Source organism: Sphaerisporangium sp. TRM90804 (genome assembly GCF_029846175.1).
In the GTDB taxonomy this organism is placed as follows: Bacteria; Actinomycetota; Actinomycetes; order Streptosporangiales; family Streptosporangiaceae; genus Sphaerisporangium.
Genome location: NZ_JARWAC010000010.1, coordinates 140,238 through 164,865, shown reverse-complemented (window position 1 = coordinate 164,865; position 24,628 = coordinate 140,238). Strand labels below are relative to the sequence as shown.

Below are 24,628 nucleotides of genomic sequence, written 5' to 3'. Positions count from 1 at the left end.
CCGACTGGCGCTCGACCAGATCTCGCCTGGCCCCACGCCCAAGCGAGCCTCACAGCGGGATGCGACGGCCCGCCTGGAGGAGTCGACGGACCCGGGCCGCCCGAGACAAGGCCCAGCGTTCCCGCTACGAAGTCGCCATCCGTTACGCAATACAGGCCGATCCCCCGAGATCGATCGAGCGGCGCGACGTAGAGACCGCCCTGGCCGTACGCCGCAACGGCAACAAAGGCAGAGCTCAGGCGATCGCCAGCGCGTTCGCCGTCTACAGCGGCCACAACCGCCTGGAGCGGCACCGCCTTGTGCATCCGGCGTTCAGCCTCGCCGCCCGACGCCTCGCGCGGGGATACCTGCTGTCGGTTCCGGAGCTGGCAGCGCTGGCGCACCTTCCGCTGGACGCCGCCGTGCCCGGTCTGCGCCGTGCCGGGGCCAACACCGTGGCGCCCTCACCCGCCGTCGTGCACGGAGGCCCCTACGCGAAGCCGCTCGGCTCCTCGGACGCCGGGCACGATCGGCCGGTCGCCCTCCGGGTGGCCGACTCCTGCCATCACGTGCACGTCCTCGGCCCCAACGGCAATGGGAAATCCACCCTGCTGGGGCAGATGATCCTTTCCGACATCACCGCCGGCCGGGGCACCGTCGTCATCGAGGCGAAGGGCGACCTCGTCCGCGATCTGCTCGGCCTGATCCCCGAAGACGCGGCCGACCGGGTGGTGCTGATCGACCCGGACGATCCGCACCCCCGGCCCGCGCTCAACGCCCTCGGCGGACGCGACATCGACATGGCGGTCGACAACCTCGTCGGCATCTTCCACAAGATCTACGCCGACTACTGGGGACCTCGCACCGACGACATCCTGCGCGGCTGCGCCCTCACCCTCGCCCGGACGAACGGCACCCTCGCCGACATCCCAGCCCTTCTGTCGGATCCGCTCCTCCGCCGCCGCCTCACCTCGAAGATCGACGACCCGCTGCTGCGCGGCTTCTGGGCCTGGTACGACGGCCTCTCCGAACAGGCCCAGGCCCATGTCACCGGGCCCATCATGAACAAGCTCCGGGCGTTCCTGCTCCGGCCGTTCGTCCGGGACATCCTCGGCTCGGCGAGCTCCACGTTCGACCTGGGCGACGTCCTGGACGGCGGCATATTGCTGGTCCGCCTGCCCAAAGGCGTACTCGGCGACGACACCGCCCGCCTGCTCGGCTCCGTCATCCTCGCCCAGGTCTGGCAGGCCGCGGCCCGTCGCGCCAAGATCGGCCGCTCTCGCTCCCACGCGGCTCTCTACATCGACGAGGCGCACAACTTCCTCACGCTCCCCCATGCCCTGTCCGACATGCTCGCCGAGGCCCGCGCCTATCGGCTCTCCCTGACCTTGGCCCACCAGCATCTGGCCCAGTTCCCACGCGAGCTGCGCCAAGCCGTGTCGTCCGACGCCCGCAACAAGATCTACTTCGCGCTCTCTCCCGAGGACGCCCGCGAGATCGAGCGCCATTTCCTCCCCTACTTGACGGCGCACGACCTCGCCAACTTCGACGCCTTCCAGGCCGCGGCCCGGCTCGTGGTCCGTGCCGCCGAGACGCCGCCGTTCACCCTGCGCACCCGGCCGTTGCCCGATGCCGACCGCGAGCGCGCGCGCCTGGTGCGCCTGGCCGCGTCCCGAGCGCATGGCCGCCTCGTCATTCCCGCAGCCCAAACCGGACGACCCGAGGTTGCAACCCGAAGGAGGCAGCACCAAATGACCGGTCCCCGCTTCTCAGCCGCCATCCTCACCTCGCTCGCCGCGCGCCTCACGCCTCGTGACCGAGACATGCTGCGGGCGGTGTGGGAGCAGCGAGTACTCACTTCGCACCAGCTCGCCAAGATGTTCTTCGACAGCGACACGGCGGCGCGTAAGAGGCTGCTCGTCCTGCACCACGCGGGCGTACTCGAACGTTTCCGTCCTCTGCAGCCCGTCGGGCAGGGCACGGCCCCGTTCCACTACGTGCTGGGCGCGCCCGGCGCGGCCGTGCTCGCCTCCGAGGCCGGCGTCGACTTCGCGGACTTCGGTTACCGGCGCGACCGCACGCTGAGCATCGCCCACAACCAGCGTCTGGCCCATACCGTCGGCGTCAACGGCTTCCACGCAGACCTCTGCGGGTTCGCCCGGCGCCGGTCGGCCGCCCGGGTATTGGCGTGGTGGCCCGAGCGCCGATGCACGCTGATGTGGGGCGACACCGTGCGCCCCGACGCCTACGGCCGCTGGACCGAAGACGAAAGCGTTCTCGACTTCTTCCTCGAGTACGACACCGGCAGCGAACCCCTCGATCGTGTCGTCGCCAAGCTGGCCGACTACGTGGCCTTGGCCGAGAAGACCACGATCGTCTCGCCGGTGCTCTTCTGGCTGCACAGCGAGCGCCGTGAGGCCAACCTCCGCAAACGAATGGCCGACCAGATCACCGCCACGTCGGTGCCGGTGGCCACCGGCTTTCGGCCGAGCCCCGGTGGCCTCGGCGACGACGGGCCGGCCGGTGACGCCTGGCTTCCGATCGGCGCATCGGCCCCCCGTCTCCGCCTTGCCGCGCTGAGCACGCACTGGCCCGGCCTCGGACGCCGGAGCCACTCCGATTCAGCGGAGGGCGACCGATGATCATAGAAGCGGGACTACTCAAACCCATCGCGGCCGGTGGCGGCCTCGTGTCCGGCATTGCCGTGCTCGCGGGCGTGGCGGGTGGAGCCCAGCAGACCACCATGTCTCCGGAGGTCACCGCCGCGGTCTGCGCCTACGCCTCACCAGCGGCGAGCACGAAGGATGCAGGAGCGGGTGCCAGCAAGAGAGACGCCCTGTCGCCCACCATGCCGACTCCCGCACCCTCGACCCGCGTCACGGCCACATCGTCCGCCATGCCGACGCGCCAACCCACCGCCGACGCGCAGGCCGCCGCCCAGATCATCATGCAGGCCGCCGCGTCCGGAGCTTCCCGGACGTCGGTGGTGGCCCATGTAGCGGCCGTTCTCGGTGCCACGGATACGCGGGCAGAACCAGGACAGCCACCGAAGCCCGCCCGACAGCACGTCCGCCGCGCGGGTGCCATCGTCACTAGGTCCGCCCGGGACTTATGCACCGAGCTATCCGCAACCATCGGCGATCCGACAACCCCCGCTGCGTCGGCAGTCGACAGTCAGGTTCCGGCGTCCGGGCGGGGAGCGGTGGCCTTACGCGCCGCGTTCAAGATGCTCGGGGTGCCCTACTCCTGGGGCGGCGGCGGTCCGAGCGGTCCGACCTTCGGCATCCGTCACGGAGCTAGCACCCGAGGCTTCGACTGCTCAGGGCTGGCGGAGTACGCCTGGGCCCGCGCCGGCGTCCGGATCGGCGGCCACACCTACGCCCAATGGCGCTCCGGAGCCCGCATCGCCCGCGCGCGAATCAAGCCCGGTGACCTGCTCTTCTTCGCCTCCAATCCGCGCGTTCCGGCGACCATCCACCACGTCGGCCTCAACATCGACGGCCGCCGAATGCTGCACGCGCCCAGGACCGGCGACGTCGTCAAGATCACCGTCTGGTCCGGCAGCACCTACTACGAGACCGAGTACGCCGGAGCCGTCCGGCCCGGCTGACCGCTCCCCACAGCCTCGCCCCTCAACACCCGTCCAGTAAGTCCTTCGAGAAAGGTGCGTCATGTCCAACCGTCTTCGCCGCTTCTCCATGGCCGTCCTCACCTCCGCCCTGATCGTCGCCGCCTCACCCGCCCAGGCCGCCACCGACTGGCAGGACGGTTACGCGGGGGTGGGGAGGGTCACCATCAGCGGCGGCCACAAGGACATCCTGCTCTGCGACACCAAGGCCGACCGCTTCCGCGTCGGCGTGGAATACAGCACCTCCATCGGCCGCAGGCTCACCCTCCAGACCGGACCGGGAGTCGGCTGCGTGAGCGACTCGATCTTCCTCGGATCGGTCACCGCGGCCAAGTTCTGCTACGGCCGTAGCCTCGCGCGCGGAGGCGTGCGCTCCTGCAACGCGCAAGCATGGTTCTGATCAGACCTCGTTGGGCCGGGATGGGGTCGCATCCAGCCTCCTGGCCGGCACTACGACGTAGGCTCGGCAGTGACCGAACTCATCCCTGTCTTGGTCGATCGGGTTGATGTAGGTCAGGGGTCGGCTCCGAAAGGGGCCGACCCTGTCCGTCTCACTCCCCCTGCGGCAGGAACTCCTGAAGCAGGACGTACCCCGGCATGATCGCGGAAGGGCGAACGCCCACGGTGAACATCTCCGGTTCACCGAACACCGGCTCGCCATTGGGGCGACGGGTGTATGCCACCCGGCCGTAGTCGACGCCGTCTTCGCCGTCGAAGGTCATCCAGGTGATCGCTTCCTGCTCCCCCTCCCGCAGGGGATGGTTCGATACAGCGCGCATCGCGACGCTCTCGGCAGTGACGGCCCACACCTGAGGGACCGCCAGAACCCATCGTGTGACGCCGAGCTCGCGAGCTTTGCGGGCGGCTCTCGTCTCGAAGGCGCCAGCCGTTTGATCATCCCGCAGGTAGTCGTAATCGCTGAGTGCCAACCTGCGTTCGCCATCGAGAAGAACGACCGCCGGGCAGTCGTGAGCGACAATGCTCCGTTCCAGGCGTTGCGTCACATCAAGGAGCAACGCCGCCGTCTTCTCGTTCATCTCGCCTCCGAGCCCCAGCCGCGCGTCTGATCCTTCCTCATCAGGCCGAGGACCGCTCGATACTGCCCCCTTCCCGCGGCTAAGACCGTGACTCATTTGGCGTTGGCTCGATCGTGGATGCCTTCCCTTTTCGGTGCCTCCTAGCAGACGGTGCACTGTCGCTTCGCCGAGTGAAGCGCTGCCCGAATGTGGGCCAAGCTGTACCGGAGCCTGCTGGCTGGGCTGGGTGCCCGAGAAGAGCTGGACTGGTCGCGGTGCGCGATCGACCGGTCAGTGTGCGAGCCGCCAAAGGAGGGAGCTGACAGGCCCGACCCCTGTCGATCGCGGCAAGAGGGGGGTCGAAGATCCACCTCATCACCGAACGGACCGCTCTGCCCATCTCTATCTCGATCAGCGCCGCCAACGTTCATGACAGCCTGGCGCTGGAACCGCTGGTGGGTGGCATCCCTCCGATCCGTCCTCGCCGCGGCCCCGCGACGACGGCGCCCCGGCAAGCTGCATGGCGCAAAAGTTATGACTATCCCACCTGCCTGTAGGGGGCGAGAGAGCGGGTCGTCGTCGCAGACGGCCAACGAGTCAAGCCAACGGGCGTACGCCGACTGGCAGGAGTGGGACACCGCCGACTAAACGCCGCAGGGGTCATCTGACCAGACGGCCAGGTTCATATCAGCATCCTTGGCTTGCTGGTCACACCAGCCGTGACCTGAGGGACCCTCCGCGCGTGCCCCCCCCAACTCGCTCCCAATGTCCAAGCGGCCCTATCAGCCATCGTGCCATGTTCGTCCGGCACGGGTGCGCTGCAACCTCTTTGCTTTACCGGCCAGCATGTGATCGGCGGGAGTGTATGAAGACAGCCGAAGATCATATGGCGGCCCGGAGGATAATACATTTTATTCCTTCGGCAGCTCCCAATACATTCGATACGATGCACTCAGTGGAGGATGGTTTCGTCCTAGCCGCATCACCCAGACTGGCTCGTTATCCAATATGGACCTGCTAACGGAGAATGCGCCATGCTGTCGAATATGCTCGACCTCGACAATGAAGTCGTTGTCTCGCCGAAGGACTTGTAACCCATGCCTACGGCTTCCAAGCCGCTCCGGTATTACGACTTCTTGCGTGAATTCGTCGATTGGACATGCAATGTCTGTGGTGCAACCCTCCGTCTCGCCGGGTGTGGCTATCTTGGCTGGCGGACGCATTCTTAGCGTGGTCAGCGTCGCGGGTATAAATCGAGGAACATCAAGATCGAAGGATATTTCGGCCTTCTCTCCAGGGCGAAGCATAGGTTCAAATTCCACTGCGAAGGTTAGGTTCGAGCTGAGCTTATGCGGCTGATTGAAGGCACAGAGGCCGTCACCCGAACGCGTAGCTCGCTGATTTGAGAGGGTCGGAGGATACTCCGAAAATGGCAAGTCTCCATCGGAACGGCGATTGATGTTCCATGTCCATGAGCGTATAGGGGCAAGTGCGACAAACTCTCGCTCCCCTCGATGCGTACCAGACCAATACCCCTCGACTTCTGCTTCACGCATGGTCCAACGCGTGAGCCATCGAGTGTATTTGCGATCGAAGTGATATACTTGATCCAGTTGCCTTTCGAGTAGCCTTGCCTTGTTCCGTTCATAGCCGACAGCGGTTCCAAGTGGAATGCCGACTATCAACGCACTCGAAAGCCATAACGGGAATTTCGACGCTAACGCACTTGATGCTGCAATCACCTCAGCGGCAGTGCCTGCGATTATCAGCGGCCTTGCACGTCGTCGCGTTTGGCTAACCAATAGATTCAATGGCGTTGCGGCAGATGACTGCGTTTGCCGATTCTTACGTGCACTGAACATATAAGGCAGCATAGTCGTAGCTTTATGCGTTGTCTCGACGTTGGTGCCGACTGGAGACTTGTCACCAGTCGTTAGCGCTCACAGTCGTGGCGAAGTGCCCGCGGCCATGTTTGCTCCGTACGCCCCCTTCCGTGGCCAGCTTCATGAGGATGAGCCGAACTGTCGTGGGGCGAGCGGCCAACTCGGCCGCAAGAGTCCGCTCAGAAGGCAGCACCCTCCGAGTGGGGGCAAGCTGTACCGGCTTGTGCGGGACGAGCTCGGTGCCTGAGGGTGATTGACTGGTCGCGGTGCGTGATCAACTCCGTCAGCGTGCGGCCGAAGGGGAAGCCGGCAGGCTCGAATTTTGACGATCGCAGCAAGAAGGGATCGGAGGACTAGCTCATTACCGAACGGACCGGTCTGCCGATATCTGTCGCGATCAGCGCAGCCAACGTCCACTACAGCCTGGCGGTAGAGCCGCTGGTCCGGGGTGCCCGCCGATCCACTCCCTGCGAAGATCGCGACGCCGCCAGCCGGCGAAGGTGCACGGCGACAAGGGCTACGACCACCCGAACCTGCGAACCTTCTTGCGCAGCCGCGGAATCATCCTGCGCATCGCCCGTTGAGGCATCGAGTCCAGTCAGCGGCTGAGACGCCACCGCTGGGTGGTCGAGAGAACACGTCTCCTGGCTGGCCGGCTGCCGACGCTACACCGCCATTACGAACGGCGGCCCGACCACTTCGCATCCTTCGTCGCCATCGCCACAGCTCTCGTTTGCTACCACCGACTCACCAGATGAGTCATTGTCGGGACTCACGCCACCGGCGACAGCATCGGCCGGTCGAGGATTCCGGCGAGGGTGCGGAGCGTCGACTGGTCGAGTTCGTCGACGTCCCCCGTGACCGCGCGGAGCATGTTGCGCTCGGCGCGCACCGCCCCACGTACGGCCTGCTCGTGGTGGGTGTAGGTGTTGACGCACTGGACGACGCCATAGGCGGTCCCGGCCCAGGGGGCGACCCGAGTGTCGTGCCGCCACAGACGGGTGAGTCCATCGCGCTTGCCCTCGGCGAGGGTGCGCGACCTTCCCACTTCGTCCGGCATCGGGACGTGGGCGTCTAGGAACGCCTGCCACTGCCGCTCGGAGACGGTGACGTCACACAGCCGTCTGACCTGTGTCGCGAAGTCGTCGGCCACCTGGTACACGATGTTGAGCGCCTCGCGGGCCTCGGCCAGCCGCAGCCGCGAGTGACGCGAGTGCTTGATCTTGATTTGCTGGCCCGCCTCGGCCATGCCCACTGCCATCGTGTTGTCGCACACGATGTTGGTCACCGCCCTTTTGAAGATCGTCGCCAGCGATCCGTCGAAGGAGGTGGCTCCGAACAGGTGGGGCCGGAACTCCACGCCCTCAGGCGTCCGGATGTTCTCGGGCACTTCGACGGAGACCCAAGCCACCGCACCGCCACGGAGAAGACCTGCAGAGCCGATGGACAGATCCGCGTCCAGCAGCCGACCGATGGTGCCGATCAGCCATTCGGAGTAGTCGTGTCTCTGGTAGGAGTCGGTGAAGATGCCCATGACGTGCGCCGTGTCGCTGCGCACGATGGCTTGCCTTCCGGGTATCTCGGTCCGCCCGCCGGTACCGGGTTCTCGACGTACATGGGCCGTGACAGGGCGTCCCACCCGAACAGGCGCCGCTCGACGTCTTTGACCGGCACGGGGCCTGCGTAGTGATTCGGCTCCTCTCCCTGCATGCTCCTCCGGTGGTGCCAGGCGGTACCGCGCTTCTCGGTGAAGCCGATCAGGGTGTTCCTGTTCAACCATTCGAGGGTTTCCTTCGACATCGCTCCTCCTCAGATGCGAAAGGCGCCGGGGTCACCCGGCGCCTTGACGGATCGGTTCGGTACTGGTTCTCATGGCGTTCGGTGCGGAGTCGGCGCCCACAGGGCCAAAGCGCCCTCCGCGTCCTGGCGTGCGGGGCGGTCGGCACCGCGCAGGTCGGCGAGCGTCCATGCCACGCGCAGGAGCCGGGCGAAGACGGTGGGGATCAGAAGCCCCGAATCCAGAGCGGCCCAGAGCGGGGCCAGCGCTCCACGCTCCGCCTTGAAACGGACGTGCAGTTCGAACGCGGGCACCTCTGCGTTGGTGCGCCAGGGAGTCCCGGCGAGGCGGGCCGCCGCTCGTTCGCGAGCCGCCTGGACGCGTGCGGCCACGGTCGCCGTGGACTCCCCCGGTCCCTCTTGTGGCGTCGCGCCATGGACATGGGCCCGAACCTCGACGAGATCGAGCAGCACTGCCAAACGGCTCAGGTATGCGCGCTTGACCCGCTCCGAGCACATGCACTGCTCTGGCCGGCACGGACAGGGGTGCGCCGCCATGGCGAGCATGAACCGAGCCGGCATCCGGACGACGTGGTCGGAGCCCGCGAGCATCACCATGCCCTTGCCCAGTGGAAGGCGTAGCCCGTGCAGGATCCTGCCGGGGAACTCGGGGGCATCGTCCAAGAACAGAACGCCCTGGTGAGCCAGGGAAACCGCCCCGGGACGCGTCGTGTCGGACCCGCCCCCGAACATCGCGGCAGGCGTGATCGTGTGGTGCGGGGCCGACAGTGGCGGGCGACCCGATCCGCCCGAGGGGGTGCCTGCGAGAGAGCGGATCTCCGCCACCTCTCGTGCCGCCTCGGCGTCCAGCGGCGGCAGGATCCCGGGCAACCCTTCGACGAGCATCGCGGCCGCTCCCTGCGGGCTCTTCAGCAGGAACAGGTGGTGCCCTCCCGCCGCGCACACCTCCAGGGCGTGGCGAGCGGCGTGATTACCGGTGACATCCGCCAGATCGAGAGGCGGGGGAGTCGCTGTGGAGTGCCCTCCCGCCGGAGGCCGCTTGCCGAGACAGCCACCGTTCAGCCGTTCTACGAGTTCGTCCAAACGTGAGGCGGGGATCACTACGACCCCCGAAACACGTTGGGCCTCCTCCGCGTTCTCCGCCGGGACGATGAGGGTTCTCATCCCGGCCCGGGCTGCCGCCAGAGTCAACGTCATGACGTCGCTGACCGGGCGAATGGCCCCGTCCAAACCGAGTTCACCCAGCACTACGGCGGAGGCGAGATCCTCCGGCGGGACGACCCCGCCTGCCGCGAGGATGACCAGGGCGACGGCCAGATCACGCCCGGCGCCCGGCTTGGGGATGTGGGCCGGGAACAGCTTCACCACGACCCTTTCCTCCGGCCATGGCAGGCGGCTGTTCAGAATCGCGGCACGGACGCGATCACGAAGGGGAGCCTCCGACGCCTCAGGCATCCCCAGCAGGTGCAGCCCCGACGGCCCCGGGCCAACTTCGGCCTCCACGCGGAGGAGATGTCCGGCCGTACCGGCCAGGACGACGGACGACACTGCCGCGTACCTCACGGTGATCACCGGTCCTTCGGCAACACGGGACGGATCGCGGCGGGAGTCCGCTCCACCTGTGCAGCGGTGGCCGCCAGCATGGCCGCCAAGTCCCACTCACGGAGGATCGTCGGCGCCAGACCACAGTCGAGCGCCTGGCGGACCAGGAGCGCCAGTCGGTATTCAGGGTCGATGGACAGGGCGCGATCTACGGCGATACGCGACAGCGGTCCGTTCCCGGCACCGAAGGCGGTGAAGGCGAGGATGGTGGCCGGAGCCGGGACATATCCCGGTTCCACCCGCCGGGTCAGTTGGGTCCAGAGCCGGGCGTTGACCTCCTCCGGATAATCGCCGACCCGAGCCGTGGCCATGTCCCGTACCGGGATCACGGTGAGCAGGATCCCCAGCCAGGCCACGTGCTCCGGCGTGAGGTCACCCCCCTCGCTGGTCACGTCGAAGGCTGCGGTGAGCTGCGCCGTGCCCTCGGCGTACCAGTAACGGCCGTCGACACCGGCCAACAGCCTCTCGGCGCGAGCGCGCGCCTTCCGCGTCGCGACTTTCACGACGTCGCGCTCTGGACCGTCGACCGGTCGAAGGGTCGCCTCCAGTGCCGCCCGATCGGGATAGGCCGCGTATCCGGCCATGACCGCACTGGCGGCGGCCTGGCTGATCATGCTGTCGTAGGGGACGCCCTCTGGCGGGCAGCACTCCAGCGACGTGCAGTGGTACGACCAGTAGCGTCCTCCGTCGACGCGCAGGACATCCATGATCTTCAGCCCGGCGGAGTCGATGGCCCGTCGAGACGCGTCGACAAGGGGAGTGACCTCGTGTCCGGGGCCGTACCCGACCATGGCGACGTGTCCGGCCCTGTTCCGGGTGAGAACGCTCCTCAGTTGATGCGCGAACTCCGGCGCGTCGTGTGGAGCGTCGGGCAGGTTCATTCGCATGGTGCCCAGCAGGGCGCCCCGGTCGTCGAACGCCACCACGACGACGCTACGAGATGGGTGGAAGCCCAGCAGGTAGGGCACCAGCGCGATGAGATCGGCCGGTCCCGTGAGCCGTATGACCTTGCGGTTCGAGCCGTCGCGGCGAGGGGGAGTGTCCATGGTGATCTCCTTTGGAAATGAGAAAGCCCCTGGCATCGCCGGGGGCTTGGTCAGTCGCGGTGTCGCCGATTCTCGGCCTGGGCGGCCCGCGCGTATGGGTGACCGCATGCGGGCATGCGTCCGCAGCGGAGACCTGCTGGGGTCAGCGGTTCGGGCAGCCGGGCGACATGTGGCCGTCGCTGCCGCAGTAACCGCACAGTCCTTCGAGGGCATAGACCGCCAGTTCTTCGGCGTAGCTGTCACGCCAGTTCAGCTGTGCCCTGGTGTAGCCGTCGAAGTAGCACGGGTCCGTACCCCCCGGACGGAGCGTCAAGTAGCTCAGCACGGTGCGTGCGGCGGAGATCAGTTCCTCGGTGGTCAGGCGTGCGCCCACCCCTGAACGGATGTCGGATCCACCGAAGATGGTCCGCCCTTTGCGGGACAACCGGTAGTTCCACCGGAGCCGTTGATCAGCGGTTCGCCCGGCCGGCCAGAGCTCCAGCATTTGATCATCGTCGATCGGCCAGGCCGCCATTAGGCGGGAAGAGATTCTCCAACCCGTGGGCAGCACGAGACCGGCAACAGCATCCAATCGTCCTCCTCTCGAATACCCAAGCGGCGTTCGAAGCGCGCACTTCAGCGGCGGCCGAGTAACGCAGCGCTGGCGCATGCTTCTCTATGACTCGTTCAACGAGACAGGCGGTCGCTGGTCTCACATAAATACGGTGGCCGGATTGCTTCGACCGTCCGCTAGGTACATGATTTCTTCTTGGAGCACCGACGCCGATCCGTGAGGCGTCAGGCACCCGAAGAGCTATCGCGTGGCTTCCGCGCCTCACGGTGGGCACGATTGCGCGCGGCGCGCGTAGCGACGTTTCTCGCTCTCACATAAATACGGGAGCAGCAGGGCGCCAACCGTCCAGAGTCGCATGATTTTTGTCCGCTCCATGCAACACGAAAGGCCCCGGGGATCCCGGGGCCTTTCGTGGAGAATTGAGTCACTCGCTCGCGTTTTCGGCCCCCCCGGTAGACCATCGCGTCACGAGTGTCGTCCAGACGCGCGGACAGCTCCTGCCATTCCGCCTTCGCCGCATCACGTGCACGGATGACGTTCCGCCGAGAGCCGTACGCGCCCCCGTGCAGCGACTGGGCGACCGCCGACAAGATGCCCGCCCGCCCCAGGTCATCAGCCTCCACAGCCCTGGTCAGGGCTTCACGAAGCACGGGGAACTCTCGGCCGTCCCCCCATGCCGAACGGAAGATCTCGGTGCTGTGCTGCGCGACGTAGAACCCCACGGCCACCCGCGTGATGCTCTCGGCATGCGGCAACCCACGCATGACCTGGGCGCCTGGAGTCGCGTCGATCTCGGCCGGGGGCACGTCGACCCGGTACCCATTGCGCGCAGCCGCATCGCGCACCGCCCAGCGCTGAAGGGTGGCACGGGTGATGACCATCTCTCCCCCGTCCCTGCGCACGTATACCCACGCCTGAGTCTCGCGCGTCGTCCCGCTCTCCGGACCCGGCCGACACTTCGCCGTGATGTCGCGGAGCCGTTGAGCGAACATCAGGACCGCGTCCTGATTGACGTCGTCCGACACGTCATCGGTCCCGTACGGCGCGTGCCCTTCTTTGACGACGGTCGCACTCCCGTCCATCCGCTTACGCGACCGCGTCGCATCGACGGTACGGCAGTAACCGCGCGCCAGCTTACGAATGTCCTCCCAGTCTTCCGGAGTAACCCGCCCCATGTCCTCCCGCGTAAGACTCTCCCCCGGCACGTTCGCGGGAACGTACTTCCCGAGAATCCCATTCGCCACGATGTCTCTCCGATCTCGCACGATGCCCGATCGAGCACCGCCCCTGTCTTGGTCAATTCAATTGAATCGCATATCAGAGATCGAATCAATCGAATACGAGATATTGCACGACTGTCTTCGTGGGACGAATTTAAGGTCACGACACCCACAAGACAATAAAGCGTTAGCCGTTCCGACAAGGCGGGAAGTGCAAAGGTATACGTCAGCACGGAATCTGTGACAGCCATTACCGCAGAACGCTTCTGAAGAAACGCTTCCATCCCTGTCTCTACTTATCCGCCGACGGCGTCCTTCAGTCGGGGTTTTCAGAGACGGGGCTATGTAGCCCCCACCCGGGGAGATGTCCCGCGAGCCCCTTGCCACTTAAGCGCTACAGCTACTGTCCCGTCTAACCCGCGCCCCAATGGGCTTTTCAACAGTGCCGGATCACCTCCTCGGACGGGAAGGCTCACCCCCACGGGCGCGGGGAGGACGTCCAGGTCGACCGAGTCAGTGACCGACGCGGCCGGCTCACCCCCACGGGCGTGGGGAGGACGTAGCGCAGCATCACGTTGTACGCGATGCCGTCGGCTCACCCTCACGGGCGTGGGGAGGACGGCCGGCGCAGCACGGCGTGACACACGGCGCGCGGCTCACCCCCACGGGCGTGGGGAGGACCCCGCCCCGATCGACCACCAGCACCGGGACGCCGGCTCACCCCCACGGGCGTGGGGAGGACGCCACCGACGTCGGCGGCATCATCGCCTCCGTCGGCTCACCCCCACGGGCGTGGGGAGGACCGAAGTGCCGGTCGTCATCGTGACCGCGGCGGCGGCTCACCCCCACGGGCGTGGGGAGGACTGGTTGGGCAGCGCGCCGAGCGCGTCGCGCTGGGGCTCACCCTCACGGGCGTGGGGAGGACTCCTGCACGACGAACGGCAGCAACCCCGAGATCGGCTCACCCCCACGTGGGGGTGAGCCGTCGTCGTCTCCACCGCCCCGGCGCGTGGCGGGGTCCTCCCCGCGCCCGGGCGCGGGGAGCACAAGGCGGTCGAGACCGACGTGCGGTCCATGCCGGGACCATCCCCGCACGCGTGGGGAGCACGACAACCCCGGCTGCTACAACCCCGGCCACATCGGCTCACCCCCACGGGCGTGGGGAGCACTGCCAGGCGCTGTGGAAGTACTCCGCCGCGTTCGGCTTACCCCCACGTGGAGGTGAGCCGTCGCTGGCCCTCGGCGGCCAAACCGAGCCAATGCCGGCCAGCACGAAGGGAACCGCCAGCAGGGTGATGGCGGGGTTGTTCACCGCGAGCAGCGCGGCTAACGCGAAGGCGACGCCCCGCAGGCCCGGACGCCGACCGGCCGCATGCTCCGAGCCGATCCGCCAGGTGTCCCGCTGGGGCCGAGGCGAGACGGCGGCGTTGTAGGCGACATAGAAGCCTGGATCGCCGACTTCACTGAGGTCGCCGTCTGGGGCCGCAATCATTCGCGCGCGGGCTCGAGAAATTGAGGCTTTTGCCTGCGTTCCAGCAGCGACACCACCCGACCACCCGCCTGCTGAGTGCTGGGCAATGGCGCTGCTGACGCAGATGAGTCGCTGTCCGGCGTACGGGCCGTTACGGTGCGGAACAGGTCCGGTGGCACACGGCACTGCTGGATCAACTGTGTCTCCTCAACGCCTTCTTGCGTCAGCAGTTCCACGGCCCTAGCTAGCAGCGACGGCTGTTCGATAGCGCTGACAAGACCAGGCTCGTCTCGGCGCCAGCCTCGGGCCGAGATGGTCATCATGGCGTTGCGGTATGAGACGTCACTGAGTCGCCCGAGCAATCGGGCGCGATACAGCAGAGCCTGGATGCTGACGCCCCACTGCTCTTTCAAGCGGGCGAGGGTCCGCCACACGTTGCCGCCCATGGTGGCTGGTAGCAAGTCGTGGATTTGGTCTACAGGCATCAGCAGTTCGGCGGCGAAGCGGTGTGCCTGGTCCTCAACGATCCTGCCGCCTGGCTCGGCATCGCTGTGCATTACGAGGTGGCCCAACTCGTGCGCGACGTCGAAGCGCTGGCGGTAGTAGTCGCGCTTGATCGAGTTAAGGATCACGGCTGGCCGTAGGCGGCTATCGAACGAGTAGGCGTCGACCGAGGCCGCCTGTGGTGGGCTGAACACCACCAGGATTCCGTGGTTTTCCAGCAACCGGACTAGGTGGCCAGCAGGTCCAGCCTCGATCCCCCATTGCTTTCGGACAAGCTGTGCGGCCCGCTCTGGGCCGTCGCCATTCCGGTCCTCCGTGGACACCGGGCAGCTCGGTACGTCGGGTTCGGGGAACTCGACGTGTCGTTCCAGGCTGGCTGCGATGTCCACGGCGAGTTGTCCGTAAGCGAACGCCTGGTCGCGGGCCAGCTGACTGGTGGAGCGCAGTGAGCGGAAGTGCGGCGTGCTACTGAGCGCGGCAATGTCATCAGGGCGAATTGCGAAGAACCCTGGATCGACAGACAGGCTGAGCGCCAGCTGCGCCACGGTGGCCGCAGTGGGCCGCTTGGCTCCGGATTCCCACGCCGCCACGGCAGTCGGGCTCTTGCCGACGAGGCTCGCCAGGTCGCTTTTACGCAGCCCGGCCAGATGCCGGGCCAGCGTGAGGCGAGCCCCATCGAAGAAGGCAGCGGCTTCCACCGTCCGGTCGGCTGGTGGCGTGCGAGGGCTCACTGTCCATCACCGGCACGGTCATTTCGTCGTTCTTCTGCCGGACGACGCAAGCGGACCGGGGCGTCCGGCACCGTGTTCGGATTGGTGGGTATCGGGGCGTCGTCGGTGCGACGTCCGCCGTCAGCGGGCGGGGTGCTTAGGAGGTTCTGGCGCCAGTGCCATGCCTGTCCGCCGCCGGAGTTCAGACGGGCACGGCCTAGGACCAGCTCGACCTGTCGGCTGAGCGGGTCGAGAGTGTGGGCGACGACGTAGGTCGTGAGATCGAGGTCGTGTGTTGCAGCTAATACGGCTTCCAGTCCTCCGATTTCGTCCAGCGCGAAGTCGTCGAACAGCGAGGGCTGCGGCGGCTCGGGGTTGCGCTGGCGGGCCACCCGCTGCTTCGTCGGGCTTTTTTGTGGCCAGGGCAGCTTGTCGAGTTTGCCGAAGACGCCGGATGCGAGGAGGAACCGGGTCGCGCCGTATGCCCAGCCGGGGCTGCCGTTGAGGTTGGAGCGGCGTACCAGATCGGCGTCCAGCCGTGGCATGGTGTCGATGTCCCGCTCGGAGAGCTGGTCGTACAACACGTCAAGGTCGGCGTCGTCGTTTCCGGAGCGTACGGCGTAGCGCTCGCAGGCGAAGACACGGTCCAGGCGATCGCGGAACAGCGTGAACCTGGTGTTACCCAGCCAGGCCGCATCGTGGCCGTCGGCCTCGGAGTAGGTCTCCAAGGATCGCGTGGTAGCCGACAGGTACGCCCAGCACACGCCAGCCAGGGCTCCAGCGTCACCGAGCTCCGCGATAACATCCTGCTGTTCGTTCACAGTGAGAAAGATACACCATGACCAGTAATTGATGTGACGGAATCAACCATCCCGGACGCATTGGGGCCGCCAACCACACCGTATGGTCCGAATGGAGACTCCCTGGGTATGCGCAACCAAAGCGATCTGGACGACACGGCCCACAGATTGTTGCTGTGCTTGCCCATGGATGACCGTTCCCGGGCCAAACCTGGCTGGTCGTCGAAGCTCCACTTCAGCTTGGTCATGTTCCGAGCTCTCCAGAGGAGAATCGACCCCGATGAGCGCCCCACCCGTGCAGCCCGCCTCGGCCGAGCGGCTGACGATCCTGGATCGGGCGCTGGCCCGGTTCTCCAGCGACTCGCTGTTGACGCTGTTGCGCGCCGCCCTCGACTCACCCGGCTGCGCGCGTTTCCACGACCATCTGCTGTTGGCATGGACGCGAGTCCTGCGTCGGCCGCACCGACGCGGGCGGACCGCCGCGGCCCGCGACCTGCCCACGCTGTTGACGGCCGCGCTGCGCGCAGCGCCCGGCCGTGAGGTGACAACCGAGCGGGAGCCGAACGATGCGCGCGCCCAAGTCCACGTGGATCTCGGCGGCCAACGGTGGCTGCTGCATCCCGGCGAGCTCGACCATCCGCTCATCTTCCTGCGCGCTCTGCAGGCTACGGCGCGCATCGTTGACGACGAACGGGCCGACTTTGCCCTGACCGACATCCTGAAGCTCGTGCTGCGCCACACCCACCACACCGTCACCTCCCTCGCGCCCACCTGGCCTGCGCCCGGCGCGCAGCAGTTGGAGGATTTGTTCACGTGCGCCGTGACCGACGCGGAGGTCGCTGCGGCGGGCGCGCTCGGTGTGGAACACCTAGCACCAACGGGTCTGCACCGGAAACGCGCCGCCAAAGCCCTGGCGTACCTGACGGCCGACATCCGTACCCTGCCGCTGCGCTACACGCCCGGTACGCCGCTGCTCGGGCCCGTCCTAGTCGTGTCCGCGCACGGCCGACATGTGCCGGTACCCGCCTCGGTGGCGCTGAACAGCCTCGCGGCCGCTGCTGGCAATCTCTTGGCGGTCGTCCCGGATCCGGGCACCGAGATGCGCCTTCACCAGCAGACCGTTGAGCGCGTTGCGCAGCTACTCAACTTAAGAGAGGCACCGGTTCGGCCCGAGTCGGTGTGCCGGATCCGATTGACCTCACACCGCCTGGAACTCGCCGTCGTCACCGCACTGGCTGGCGACGGCTTGCCCGGTCTCGTCGAGAGGGCTCGCACCAACCTGGCCGAGACTGCGGTGCCTGGCGCCGGACGGCTGGTGGTCTACGGCGGTCCGCGTGTGCTGGGACGCGAGGTGATTACCGACACCCTGTACCTGCATGTTGAGGAGTTCGCCGAGATCTTCGCCGACGCCAGCGGTGACCTGGCCACGCTGGCCTGGTGGGTTTTGGAGATGACGGAGCACCCCGGAGCGGAGGCGATCGCCTACTACGACGTCCTGGACGCCTGGGTGGCCTGGCACCGGGAGTGGACCCTACTGCCACCCGGCCCACCAGTAGAGGGCGTCGCCTTGGTTTCTCCGTACGGCCGGGACCTGTCCTGGGACCGGGCCGCCGCCTGGGCCCGCATTGACGACGTGCTCACCACCGCCGGCCTCCCACCGGCTCTGAGCTGGCGCACCGCCCGGCTAATTGCTGCCGAGAACGGCGAGGGGCACTGGGCCGACCTGTTTCGCCCCGGCGACGCCGGACCACTGATCGCGTGTGTAAGCACCAGTCCTCCGGTCGCGATACTCGCCACCACCTTGTCCGACGAGCACGCGCTGCTTGACACCGCGGCGCTCGCCGCTCTCGCCGACGGTATCCGTGCCACCCTGGCCGGGCACCCAGCACTCGCCGCGCACTTTATCGTTCTCGACGACACAGCCTGGCTCCTGCACCTGACCGAGGCCCTCGAAACGCGCCAGCCCCCACCGGACTCCGAGCGCTACGCATCCGATGAGATGCTGGCGCTGAGCGTCGGTATGGACGCCGACCACGCCCGGATCAGCATCGAGCTGGACCCGGCGTTCATAGCCCGCTTCACCGACGACGGGCACCAAATCCTTGGCCGGCTGTTGCACAACTGCGCCGACCATATTCGCCTCGCCCGTGACGCCGGTCCTGCGACCACCGTTGAGGCGTTCACCGCGGCGTGGGATCTGGCTGCACCGGTTTTGACCTCGCGCGCAGCCGAAGGCTACCAGCCAAATCCCGCACCGCCGTATGCCATTCCTCGCTCCCGCCACGTCCAAGCACGGGCGCTACGCATCGCCACCGCCGCCATCCGCCGCGCCCAGGTCCCGCACGGCGCCTTCACCGGTTCGGACGCTATACGCCCGGATGGGCCCGCCGATCGATTGCTAGCCGCTTTAGAGCAGGAGCTCGGCGAGCAGATCAGCACATACCGGCCTGACTTGACCACAGTGCTGGCGCGCGAGCTCAACGCCGCGCTGTGCGCACGGGCCCGCGGGCACCAAGAAGCGGCCGTGAATTTCACTGCGGTAGGCAGTGATGTGTGGGACGAAGAGGCCCGACGACGTGAAGCCCATGGAGGGGCAGCTACCACCGCCCTGCAACTGCTCCTGCAGCAGGCCATCGCCATCCCACCTGCAGGCGAGAAGCCTGTCGACGTCCTAGCTATCGCCGAACTCCTCGCCTTCGCCGAACTCCTACTGCGTACCGGGCTGACCGCAGTCACCGGCAGCCGGCGTCTGCACGACCTACGCCTCGAAGTTCACGACACTGGCTTGTTCACCCTCACCGGCACCCCCGACCTCGACGTTCCTGACTCGGACAGGCCTGGTGGTGCGGACCACCGGGGCTTCGACCACGAGGCCTACCACCAAGCCCGGGAGCAGCGCTGGATCAGTCAAGCCCGCGCCATGGTCCCGACTCCGGTCGCTCCTGAGACCCTCTTTGGGCTCCATCGACGCATCCCGGTGCCATTTGCCCCCCTCAACCCGCCACACGGCAGCCACCTGGCCCAAGCCGACCAGGTTTTGCACCAGCAGTGGGGCTGCGGTCTGGACGCCCTGGCCGCCGTCCTGGCCACCGCCGTCGACTGGCCCACCGACTCAGACGGCATCGCCATCAGCACCGAGACCGCGCTCGCCCAAAAGGCTGCTATTTGGTCATATCTGCCCGAACCTGACCTATACGCCGCCATCGGCCGCCTCCGCATGGACATGGGAAACGCCACCGATGACCGCGTCCACCCCTACACAGAAGTGGAACGCCGCGTCCGCCTGACCAGTCACCCTCTGATCGCCCACGACGGGCAGATCCTTGTATTGCCCTGGCTCATTCATACGGCGCAGCACTTGTACGCCACCTACCTCTCCGGCGCGCGCCTGCCCCGCCCGGACGTGCCAGCCGTGGCTACACAGCACCTCGAGCGGCACCGCCAGCAGCAAAACGACCAGCTCGAACTCGACCTCAAGACCATCGCCGAGCAAGTTGGACTGCCACACCGCTCCCGCCTGGATGCCGGGCGGGCAGCCCGGCTTGGCATTCCTGGCCTGCCCGGCGAGATCGACCTCCTGGTCGCCGACGATCAACATCAGCGGCTGTGGGTGATCGAGGCCAAGAACCCGCACGGCGCCATCGCCCCGCATAACCTGGCCCAGCACCTCGACCGGTTCAACACTTACCGCACCAAACTCCTGGCCAAGTCCAAGGTGATAGCCGCCCACCCCGGCTCAGCCGCCTGCGCCTGCGGCGTCTCCACCGAACGCGCTTGGCGCGTGATACCCCTGATCGTCACCCGAGACCTCGCCCCGGCCGCCTTCACCGCTTACCCGACGGTCCCATTCACCACCGCCGATCAGCTCGCACAGACCCTCACCGGTGAAGCCGACCCCCGCCCGGGATGGAACGCGGTGGGCTATGCCGAACGGTGAACCGAATCTCTAATCGGCGACCAGCGGTGACATGAACTTGACGCTGATCCCTCTGCCCCCGGTTAGCAAGCTGTACGAGTCTGCAAGCTCACCACGGATCTGCGATACGACCGTCACCCTCTAAGCCGAATCGCAATAATATGCCCCATTGGCCACCTGGCTCGAGCTTTTCTTGTAGTTCGGCCAGTTCCCATAGGGCCCAGGTATGTCCGGCGTCGGCGGCCATGCGGGCCAGTCGTTCAGCATCTTCCAGGTCTCCGGCCTGCTGTCGTAGTCGGGCCACCTCTGCTAGCGCGCCGGTGTTTCCGGCGTCGGCGGCTGCATGATATAGCCTCTTGGCCCCATCCCGGTCGCCTTGTTGCTCCAACGATAGGGCTAAATCCCTTAGCACCCATACGTTCCCGGCGTGAGCGGCCGCATGAGCGAGCTGTTCGGCCCCCTCCTGGTCTCCGACCTGTTGCCGTCGTCGAACCAAATCTGCCAGTGCGTGGCTGTCTTCGGCCTCTATGGCGACAAGGTCTGGCCCTTCGGCGTTTTCCTGGCCTCTGGCCTGCTGTCGCCGTCGGGCCCGTTCCAACAGCAGCTCACTGTTAATGTCGTCGGCGCCAGCCTGGACTAGCCGTTCGACCCCTTCCCGATCTCCCTTCTGTTCGCGTATCTCGGCCAGTTCTGCCAGCACGTCGCTATCGCCGGCTGTGGCGGCCACTTGGGCTAGCCGTTCGGCTCCTTCCTGGTCTCCGGCCCGTTCTCGCATTTCGGCCAGGTCTGCAAGTGCCCAAGTGTTTCCCGCCTCAGCTGCTACGCGGGCCAGTCGTTCGGCATCATCTCGTTCGCCAGCCTGTTCTCGCATCGCAGCGAGCTCACGCAGCGCCCAGGTGTTTCCAGAGTCGACGGCCGCTCGGGCGAACCGTTCGGCCCCTTTGTGGTCTCCGACCCTTTCCCGCATCTCGGCCAGTTCGCCCAGGATGTCACCGCTTCGGATTTGGACGGCCATGCTGTATAGCCGTTCGGCCCCTTCCTGGTCGCCGGCCTGTTCTCGCATCTCGGCTAGGTTACGCAACCCCCGAGTATTTCCCGCCTCAAGGGCCGCACGGGCTACCTGTTCGGCGCCTTCCCGATCTCCGGCCTGTTCTCGTATCTCGGCCAGATCTACTAATGCGTCGATATCTCCGTCGTCGGCGGCCGCACGGGCCAGCTGTTCGGCGTACCCTTGGTCGCTGACCTGCTCGCCTCGTCGAGCTAAGTCCTGCAGTGTGTTCCCAGTGTCCGCAGCCCCGGAATTTAACTCCTCGGTTTCCAGTTCGCCTCGGTCTCCGGCGTTGGCGATGGCGCGATATAGCTGTTCGGCTCCCTTTTGGTCGTTAAACTGCGCCCGAAGCCGGGCCAGATCGACGAGCGTAGCGGCGTAACCTATGCCCGCGACCGCCCACGCCAGCCGTTCAGCACCTTCCTGATCCCCAACTCGCTCTCGCCGTCGGACCAGTTTCTTCAGTGCACCGGCATCTCTGGCGTCGGAGCGTTCCCAGAGATGGAATGCATGTCGGTATCGGCCGCGCTGCTCGGCGGCGTGAGCCAGTGCAGTGCAGTCGTGAGGGCTGGCGTGCCGTGTAATGGCATCCCAGAAACCGGCCGGAGGGCAGATCCAACGGCGAGTTCGCCCCCCGTGATCTTCGAGGTAGTCAGCCAGCCGGTAACGCGGCTCATGGATCTGATAGCCATGCTGAGGTTGCTCTTGAGGGCGAGGGCGTATTCGTATCAGTGGAGGATAGGCCCCCCGGCACGGCAATGGGTCAGTAAGGTAGGAAAACGCTTTCTCCGGCCAATCGTCGTCCAGCAGGTCCCACTGATGGTCGCTAAGGTATGCGGCGGCGGCATCCTCCAGCAATCGACGCGGTAACTCTAGCCGGTGGCCTAGTCGCCGGGCGTCTATGGCCGCATGCAGCACTGCACGGGCGGCAAGGTCTGCCTGTTCGTAACGCTGAATGAGCGCCGGCCCGCCCGCCAGGTATTGGGTCAGTGCGCCGGAGGGGGCGCAGGCCAGGGCCTGCGCCAGTCGGGGGTCGGCGGCGGCTGCGGTGGTGGCGGTGCGCAGGTCGTCACCGGTGAAGGTGTCAGGTAGACGCACGGTAGCCCTCTTGAGTAACTCCCGCGCTTGATCATGCGGATCAGGTTCGCCTGGAGAAGGGACAGCCGTGAGAATGCCGGCGTACCGGGGCCATAGCGTGCCCACCACCAGCACCGGCCCACGCTCGGGAGAACGCAGGAGCTCACGCAGACCGGCGGCGACCTGCTCACCCTCGGGACCGGCGGTGAGCAGATATTGCTGGATCTCGTTCAGCCATACCACCGTGTGTGGCCTAAGCGCGCCCAGGTCAGCCAGCGCAGCCTCCGGTCGGCCGGGATTGATCGGGTGCCACAGTCGCCACGGGTCCCCCAGCCCCGAAACCGCCTCCCACAACGCCCGCGTTTTACCAGTGGAGGACCCGCCCACCAGAACCACGATCCGGCTCTCCCGCTCGGTGCGGACCGCGTTCACCACCGCGTCAAGGTGTTCATCATGCTGGCGGCGGACGTAAGCCGGCAGCGCGTCCAGACCGGCGGCCCGAGCTCCGGCATCGATCGCCGGATGCACCTCCAAATCCAACGGGTTCACCATCGCCACCAGCCACCCCGGCCCCTGCGGCGCACCTTGGCCCGGCGTCGGCTCCATGGTAGGCAGCGGGCAGACCGGCGTCTGGTTGGCCTCCACCTCGCCGTGAGCCCGCCGCCAGGCGCCCATGTTGCCAAGCATTGCGTCCGGGTCACGGCCATCGTCTTGGGCTTTACGTCGCAAGGCCGACAGCAAGGGCACCACTTGGTCGCTCCAGCCGGGCAGGCGACGACGCCTGGCGTAGACGATCTGCTCCAGGGTGCTCTGCGGGATCTGAGCACGCTCGCTGAGCCATTGCAGTCTGGGATTGCCCGCTGCGAGCCGCGCTTGCTGCAGATACCCCAAGAACACCGCTACGGGTTCGGGCCCCGACGGGGGCCGGGACGGCGGAACGGTCACCTGCTGCCCTCTCCGCTGCGGTCGGTCACGGCGCGCTCGCTGTTGCGACGCCTGGCAGTGGGCCACGGTGTACCGCCCGACGGACCGGCAACGTGGAGGTGCACACAGGGACCCCGGGTTGACCCGGAGTGACCCGGGAATCCAGACCCACGTGCGGCCACAGCGGTGAGATCGTGCCATGACCGCATCACCATCGCAATTAAAGCGCTACACCGCACTGGCGGCCGCCGTAATCGCACCCGCCGCAGGACTGGCCATCCATCCGGTGATCGGCATCATGCTGACCGCGGCACCTGCCACGGTCGTGGCGTGCGTCCTCACCACCGCCTTGTACGGCAGCGACCGCCTCAGCAAACGCGCCTTCCGCCTGCTACGCCTAGTCACCAACCGCTCTGAACCTCCCACTCGCCGCCGCGTGATCAGCGCTCAAGCGAACGCGCGGGTCCTGATGCGCGCCCTGACCCGCGAGCCCCGGGAAGACGGCGGACCCATCCCCCGGGCGTCATCCGGTTTCGTCCGCGACCTTCAACAGGCCGCCGCCCCCCGCTCCCATGGCCGACGATGATGGCCACCGTCGCCCAGGTGGCGCAGGAACGGAGTTCTCGCCCCGGCACCTGCGGCGCCTGGCCACCGCCGGCCGCGTGCGGGCACATCGCCTTGCACGCGCGCGGATGGCTCATCGACTCCGACTCGATCAAGGCCTACCGGCAGGGACCCCCGCCACCATGACCATGCGCTACTTCGAGATCCGCAGTCCTCGCACCGACTTCACCGGGTTGATCGGCACCGTGACGTTCGTCAAGGGCGTCGCCCAGGTCTCCTTCGCCGACATCCGGGACGAATCCGGCATGTGCCCCGCCGGCGAACGGTGTGCAAGTCAGCCACTCAGCCGGCGGCGGGCGTTGGAGAACGGTGGCCGCCAGGCGCTGGTGTCCAAAGGAGCGGGCGGGGCGGTGTTCAGGCTGGATGAGGTCCAGCTGGCGCACCCCGAGTTCGGCGCACACAAGGTAGGTCTCACCGGTCTTGCTACTGCCAGACTCGCAGGGTTCCAGCGACTGGGGTGGCAGGTGTACAAGCGCCTGCCAATGCCTAGGGGAGCCGCAGCCTACGCGGTCGAACAAGCCGTCCTCGTCCGGCTTCGGGAGGACGGTATTCCTTGCTCGTTCCTTAGCCGGGCTGACATGGGGAGGCTCGGGGGTTATCGCGAGACGATGGGCGCCGAAGCGATCTCCCTCGTCGAATTGGAATTCTGATCCGCGAGGAGATCGCGAAGCATCTTGACGATGATCCCGATTCGCCGTCCGCAGGAATCGCTGTCATGTTCTGCGCAAAACGTCGAATTTCCTTGCTCTGGCCGGTAGCCCCGAGTTGGCGTAGATATCCCAGCCGCAATGCCTTCTGGTGGTATTGCTAGCCAATCAGTTCGCTAAAGG

16 protein-coding genes, 1 pseudogene and 1 CRISPR repeat array are annotated in these 24,628 nt (G+C 66.7%); of the genes and pseudogenes, 7 read left to right on the top strand and 10 right to left on the bottom strand.

The features are described from left to right. The first annotated feature begins 59 nt into the window (after nucleotides 1-59). The 3 genes from PYR91_RS13620 to PYR91_RS13610 all read left to right on the top strand — a co-directional run bounded on the left by PYR91_RS13620 (nucleotide 60) and on the right by PYR91_RS13610 (nucleotide 4,007). On the top strand, nucleotides 60-2,621 hold the full coding sequence (locus PYR91_RS13620) for a replication-relaxation family protein (protein WP_279780079.1): 2,562 nt from the start codon (nucleotides 60-62) through the stop codon (nucleotides 2,619-2,621). Nucleotides 2,622-3,181: 560 nt separating this feature from the next. Beyond that, nucleotides 3,182-3,589, top strand: a complete 408-nt coding sequence (locus tag PYR91_RS13615) for a C40 family peptidase (protein WP_279780077.1) — start codon at nucleotides 3,182-3,184, stop codon at nucleotides 3,587-3,589. A gap of 61 nt (nucleotides 3,590-3,650) precedes the next feature. Then, nucleotides 3,651-4,007, top strand: a complete 357-nt coding sequence (locus PYR91_RS13610; protein WP_279780076.1) for a hypothetical protein — start codon at nucleotides 3,651-3,653, stop codon at nucleotides 4,005-4,007. Nucleotides 4,008-4,158: 151 nt separating this feature from the next. Here PYR91_RS13610 and PYR91_RS13605 read toward each other — a convergent pair whose 3' ends face one another. Further along, nucleotides 4,159-4,644, bottom strand: coding sequence for a hypothetical protein (locus PYR91_RS13605; RefSeq protein WP_279780074.1), 486 nt, complete (start codon nucleotides 4,642-4,644; stop codon nucleotides 4,159-4,161). Between the two features lie 159 nt (nucleotides 4,645-4,803). Here PYR91_RS13605 and PYR91_RS13600 point away from each other — a divergent pair. Then, a pseudogene (locus PYR91_RS13600) lies at nucleotides 4,804-5,154 on the top strand (IS5/IS1182 family transposase); the annotation flags it as partial. Between the two features lie 1,392 nt (nucleotides 5,155-6,546). On the opposite strand, the gene PYR91_RS13595 reads toward PYR91_RS13600, so the two are convergent. The 8 genes from PYR91_RS13595 to PYR91_RS13560 all read right to left on the bottom strand — a co-directional run bounded on the left by PYR91_RS13595 (nucleotide 6,547) and on the right by PYR91_RS13560 (nucleotide 16,230). Continuing rightward, nucleotides 6,547-6,699, bottom strand: a complete 153-nt coding sequence (locus PYR91_RS13595; protein ID WP_279780072.1) for a GntR family transcriptional regulator — start codon at nucleotides 6,697-6,699, stop codon at nucleotides 6,547-6,549. A 579-nt stretch (nucleotides 6,700-7,278) separates the two neighbouring features. Further along, nucleotides 7,279-8,286, bottom strand: a complete 1,008-nt coding sequence (locus PYR91_RS13590; protein WP_279780070.1) for a DUF932 domain-containing protein — start codon at nucleotides 8,284-8,286, stop codon at nucleotides 7,279-7,281. Nucleotides 8,287-8,375: 89 nt separating this feature from the next. Next, on the bottom strand, nucleotides 8,376-9,851 hold the full coding sequence (locus PYR91_RS13585; protein ID WP_279780069.1) for an ATP-binding protein: 1,476 nt from the start codon (nucleotides 9,849-9,851) through the stop codon (nucleotides 8,376-8,378). Between the two features lie 20 nt (nucleotides 9,852-9,871). Beyond that, complete coding sequence (locus PYR91_RS13580; protein WP_279780068.1) at nucleotides 9,872-10,951, bottom strand: DUF4192 domain-containing protein; 1,080 nt, start codon at nucleotides 10,949-10,951, stop codon at nucleotides 9,872-9,874. A gap of 142 nt (nucleotides 10,952-11,093) precedes the next feature. After that, a complete protein-coding gene (locus PYR91_RS13575) occupies nucleotides 11,094-11,522 on the bottom strand; it encodes a hypothetical protein (protein WP_279780066.1) in 429 nt (142 codons plus the stop codon). Nucleotides 11,523-11,728: 206 nt separating this feature from the next. Next, entirely contained in the window at nucleotides 11,729-12,679 is a 951-nt protein-coding gene (locus tag PYR91_RS13570) for a hypothetical protein (protein ID WP_279780065.1), read from the bottom strand. A gap of 513 nt (nucleotides 12,680-13,192) precedes the next feature. Beyond that, nucleotides 13,193-13,649: direct repeats of the CRISPR family, unit length 29 nt; unit sequence CGGCTCACCCCCACGGGCGTGGGGAGGAC. A 563-nt stretch (nucleotides 13,650-14,212) separates the two neighbouring features. Then, nucleotides 14,213-15,397, bottom strand: coding sequence for an XRE family transcriptional regulator (locus PYR91_RS13565; protein WP_279780063.1), 1,185 nt, complete (start codon nucleotides 15,395-15,397; stop codon nucleotides 14,213-14,215). Between the two features lie 29 nt (nucleotides 15,398-15,426). Further along, the gene (locus tag PYR91_RS13560; protein ID WP_279780062.1) at nucleotides 15,427-16,230 is read right to left on the bottom strand and encodes a hypothetical protein; all 804 of its coding nucleotides are present in this window, start codon (nucleotides 16,228-16,230) and stop codon (nucleotides 15,427-15,429) included. Between the two features lie 259 nt (nucleotides 16,231-16,489). Here PYR91_RS13560 and PYR91_RS13555 point away from each other — a divergent pair, with 259 nt between their 5' ends. Next, a complete protein-coding gene (locus PYR91_RS13555; RefSeq protein WP_279780061.1) occupies nucleotides 16,490-20,146 on the top strand; it encodes a hypothetical protein in 3,657 nt (1,218 codons plus the stop codon). Between the two features lie 88 nt (nucleotides 20,147-20,234). Here the strand turns inward: PYR91_RS13555 and PYR91_RS13550 are convergent, their stop codons facing one another. Continuing rightward, the gene (locus PYR91_RS13550) at nucleotides 20,235-23,141 is read right to left on the bottom strand and encodes a hypothetical protein (protein WP_279780060.1); all 2,907 of its coding nucleotides are present in this window, start codon (nucleotides 23,139-23,141) and stop codon (nucleotides 20,235-20,237) included. Between the two features lie 232 nt (nucleotides 23,142-23,373). Here PYR91_RS13550 and PYR91_RS13545 point away from each other — a divergent pair, with 232 nt between their 5' ends. Together PYR91_RS13545 and PYR91_RS13540 are read left to right on the top strand one after the other, a co-directional pair. Beyond that, nucleotides 23,374-23,760, top strand: coding sequence for a hypothetical protein (locus tag PYR91_RS13545; RefSeq protein WP_279780059.1), 387 nt, complete (start codon nucleotides 23,374-23,376; stop codon nucleotides 23,758-23,760). Between the two features lie 160 nt (nucleotides 23,761-23,920). After that, nucleotides 23,921-24,448 carry a hypothetical protein gene (locus tag PYR91_RS13540; RefSeq protein ID WP_279780058.1) on the top strand — a complete coding sequence of 176 codons (528 nt, stop codon included), beginning with the start codon at nucleotides 23,921-23,923 and terminating at the stop codon, nucleotides 24,446-24,448. The last annotated feature ends 180 nt before the right edge of the window (nucleotides 24,449-24,628 follow it).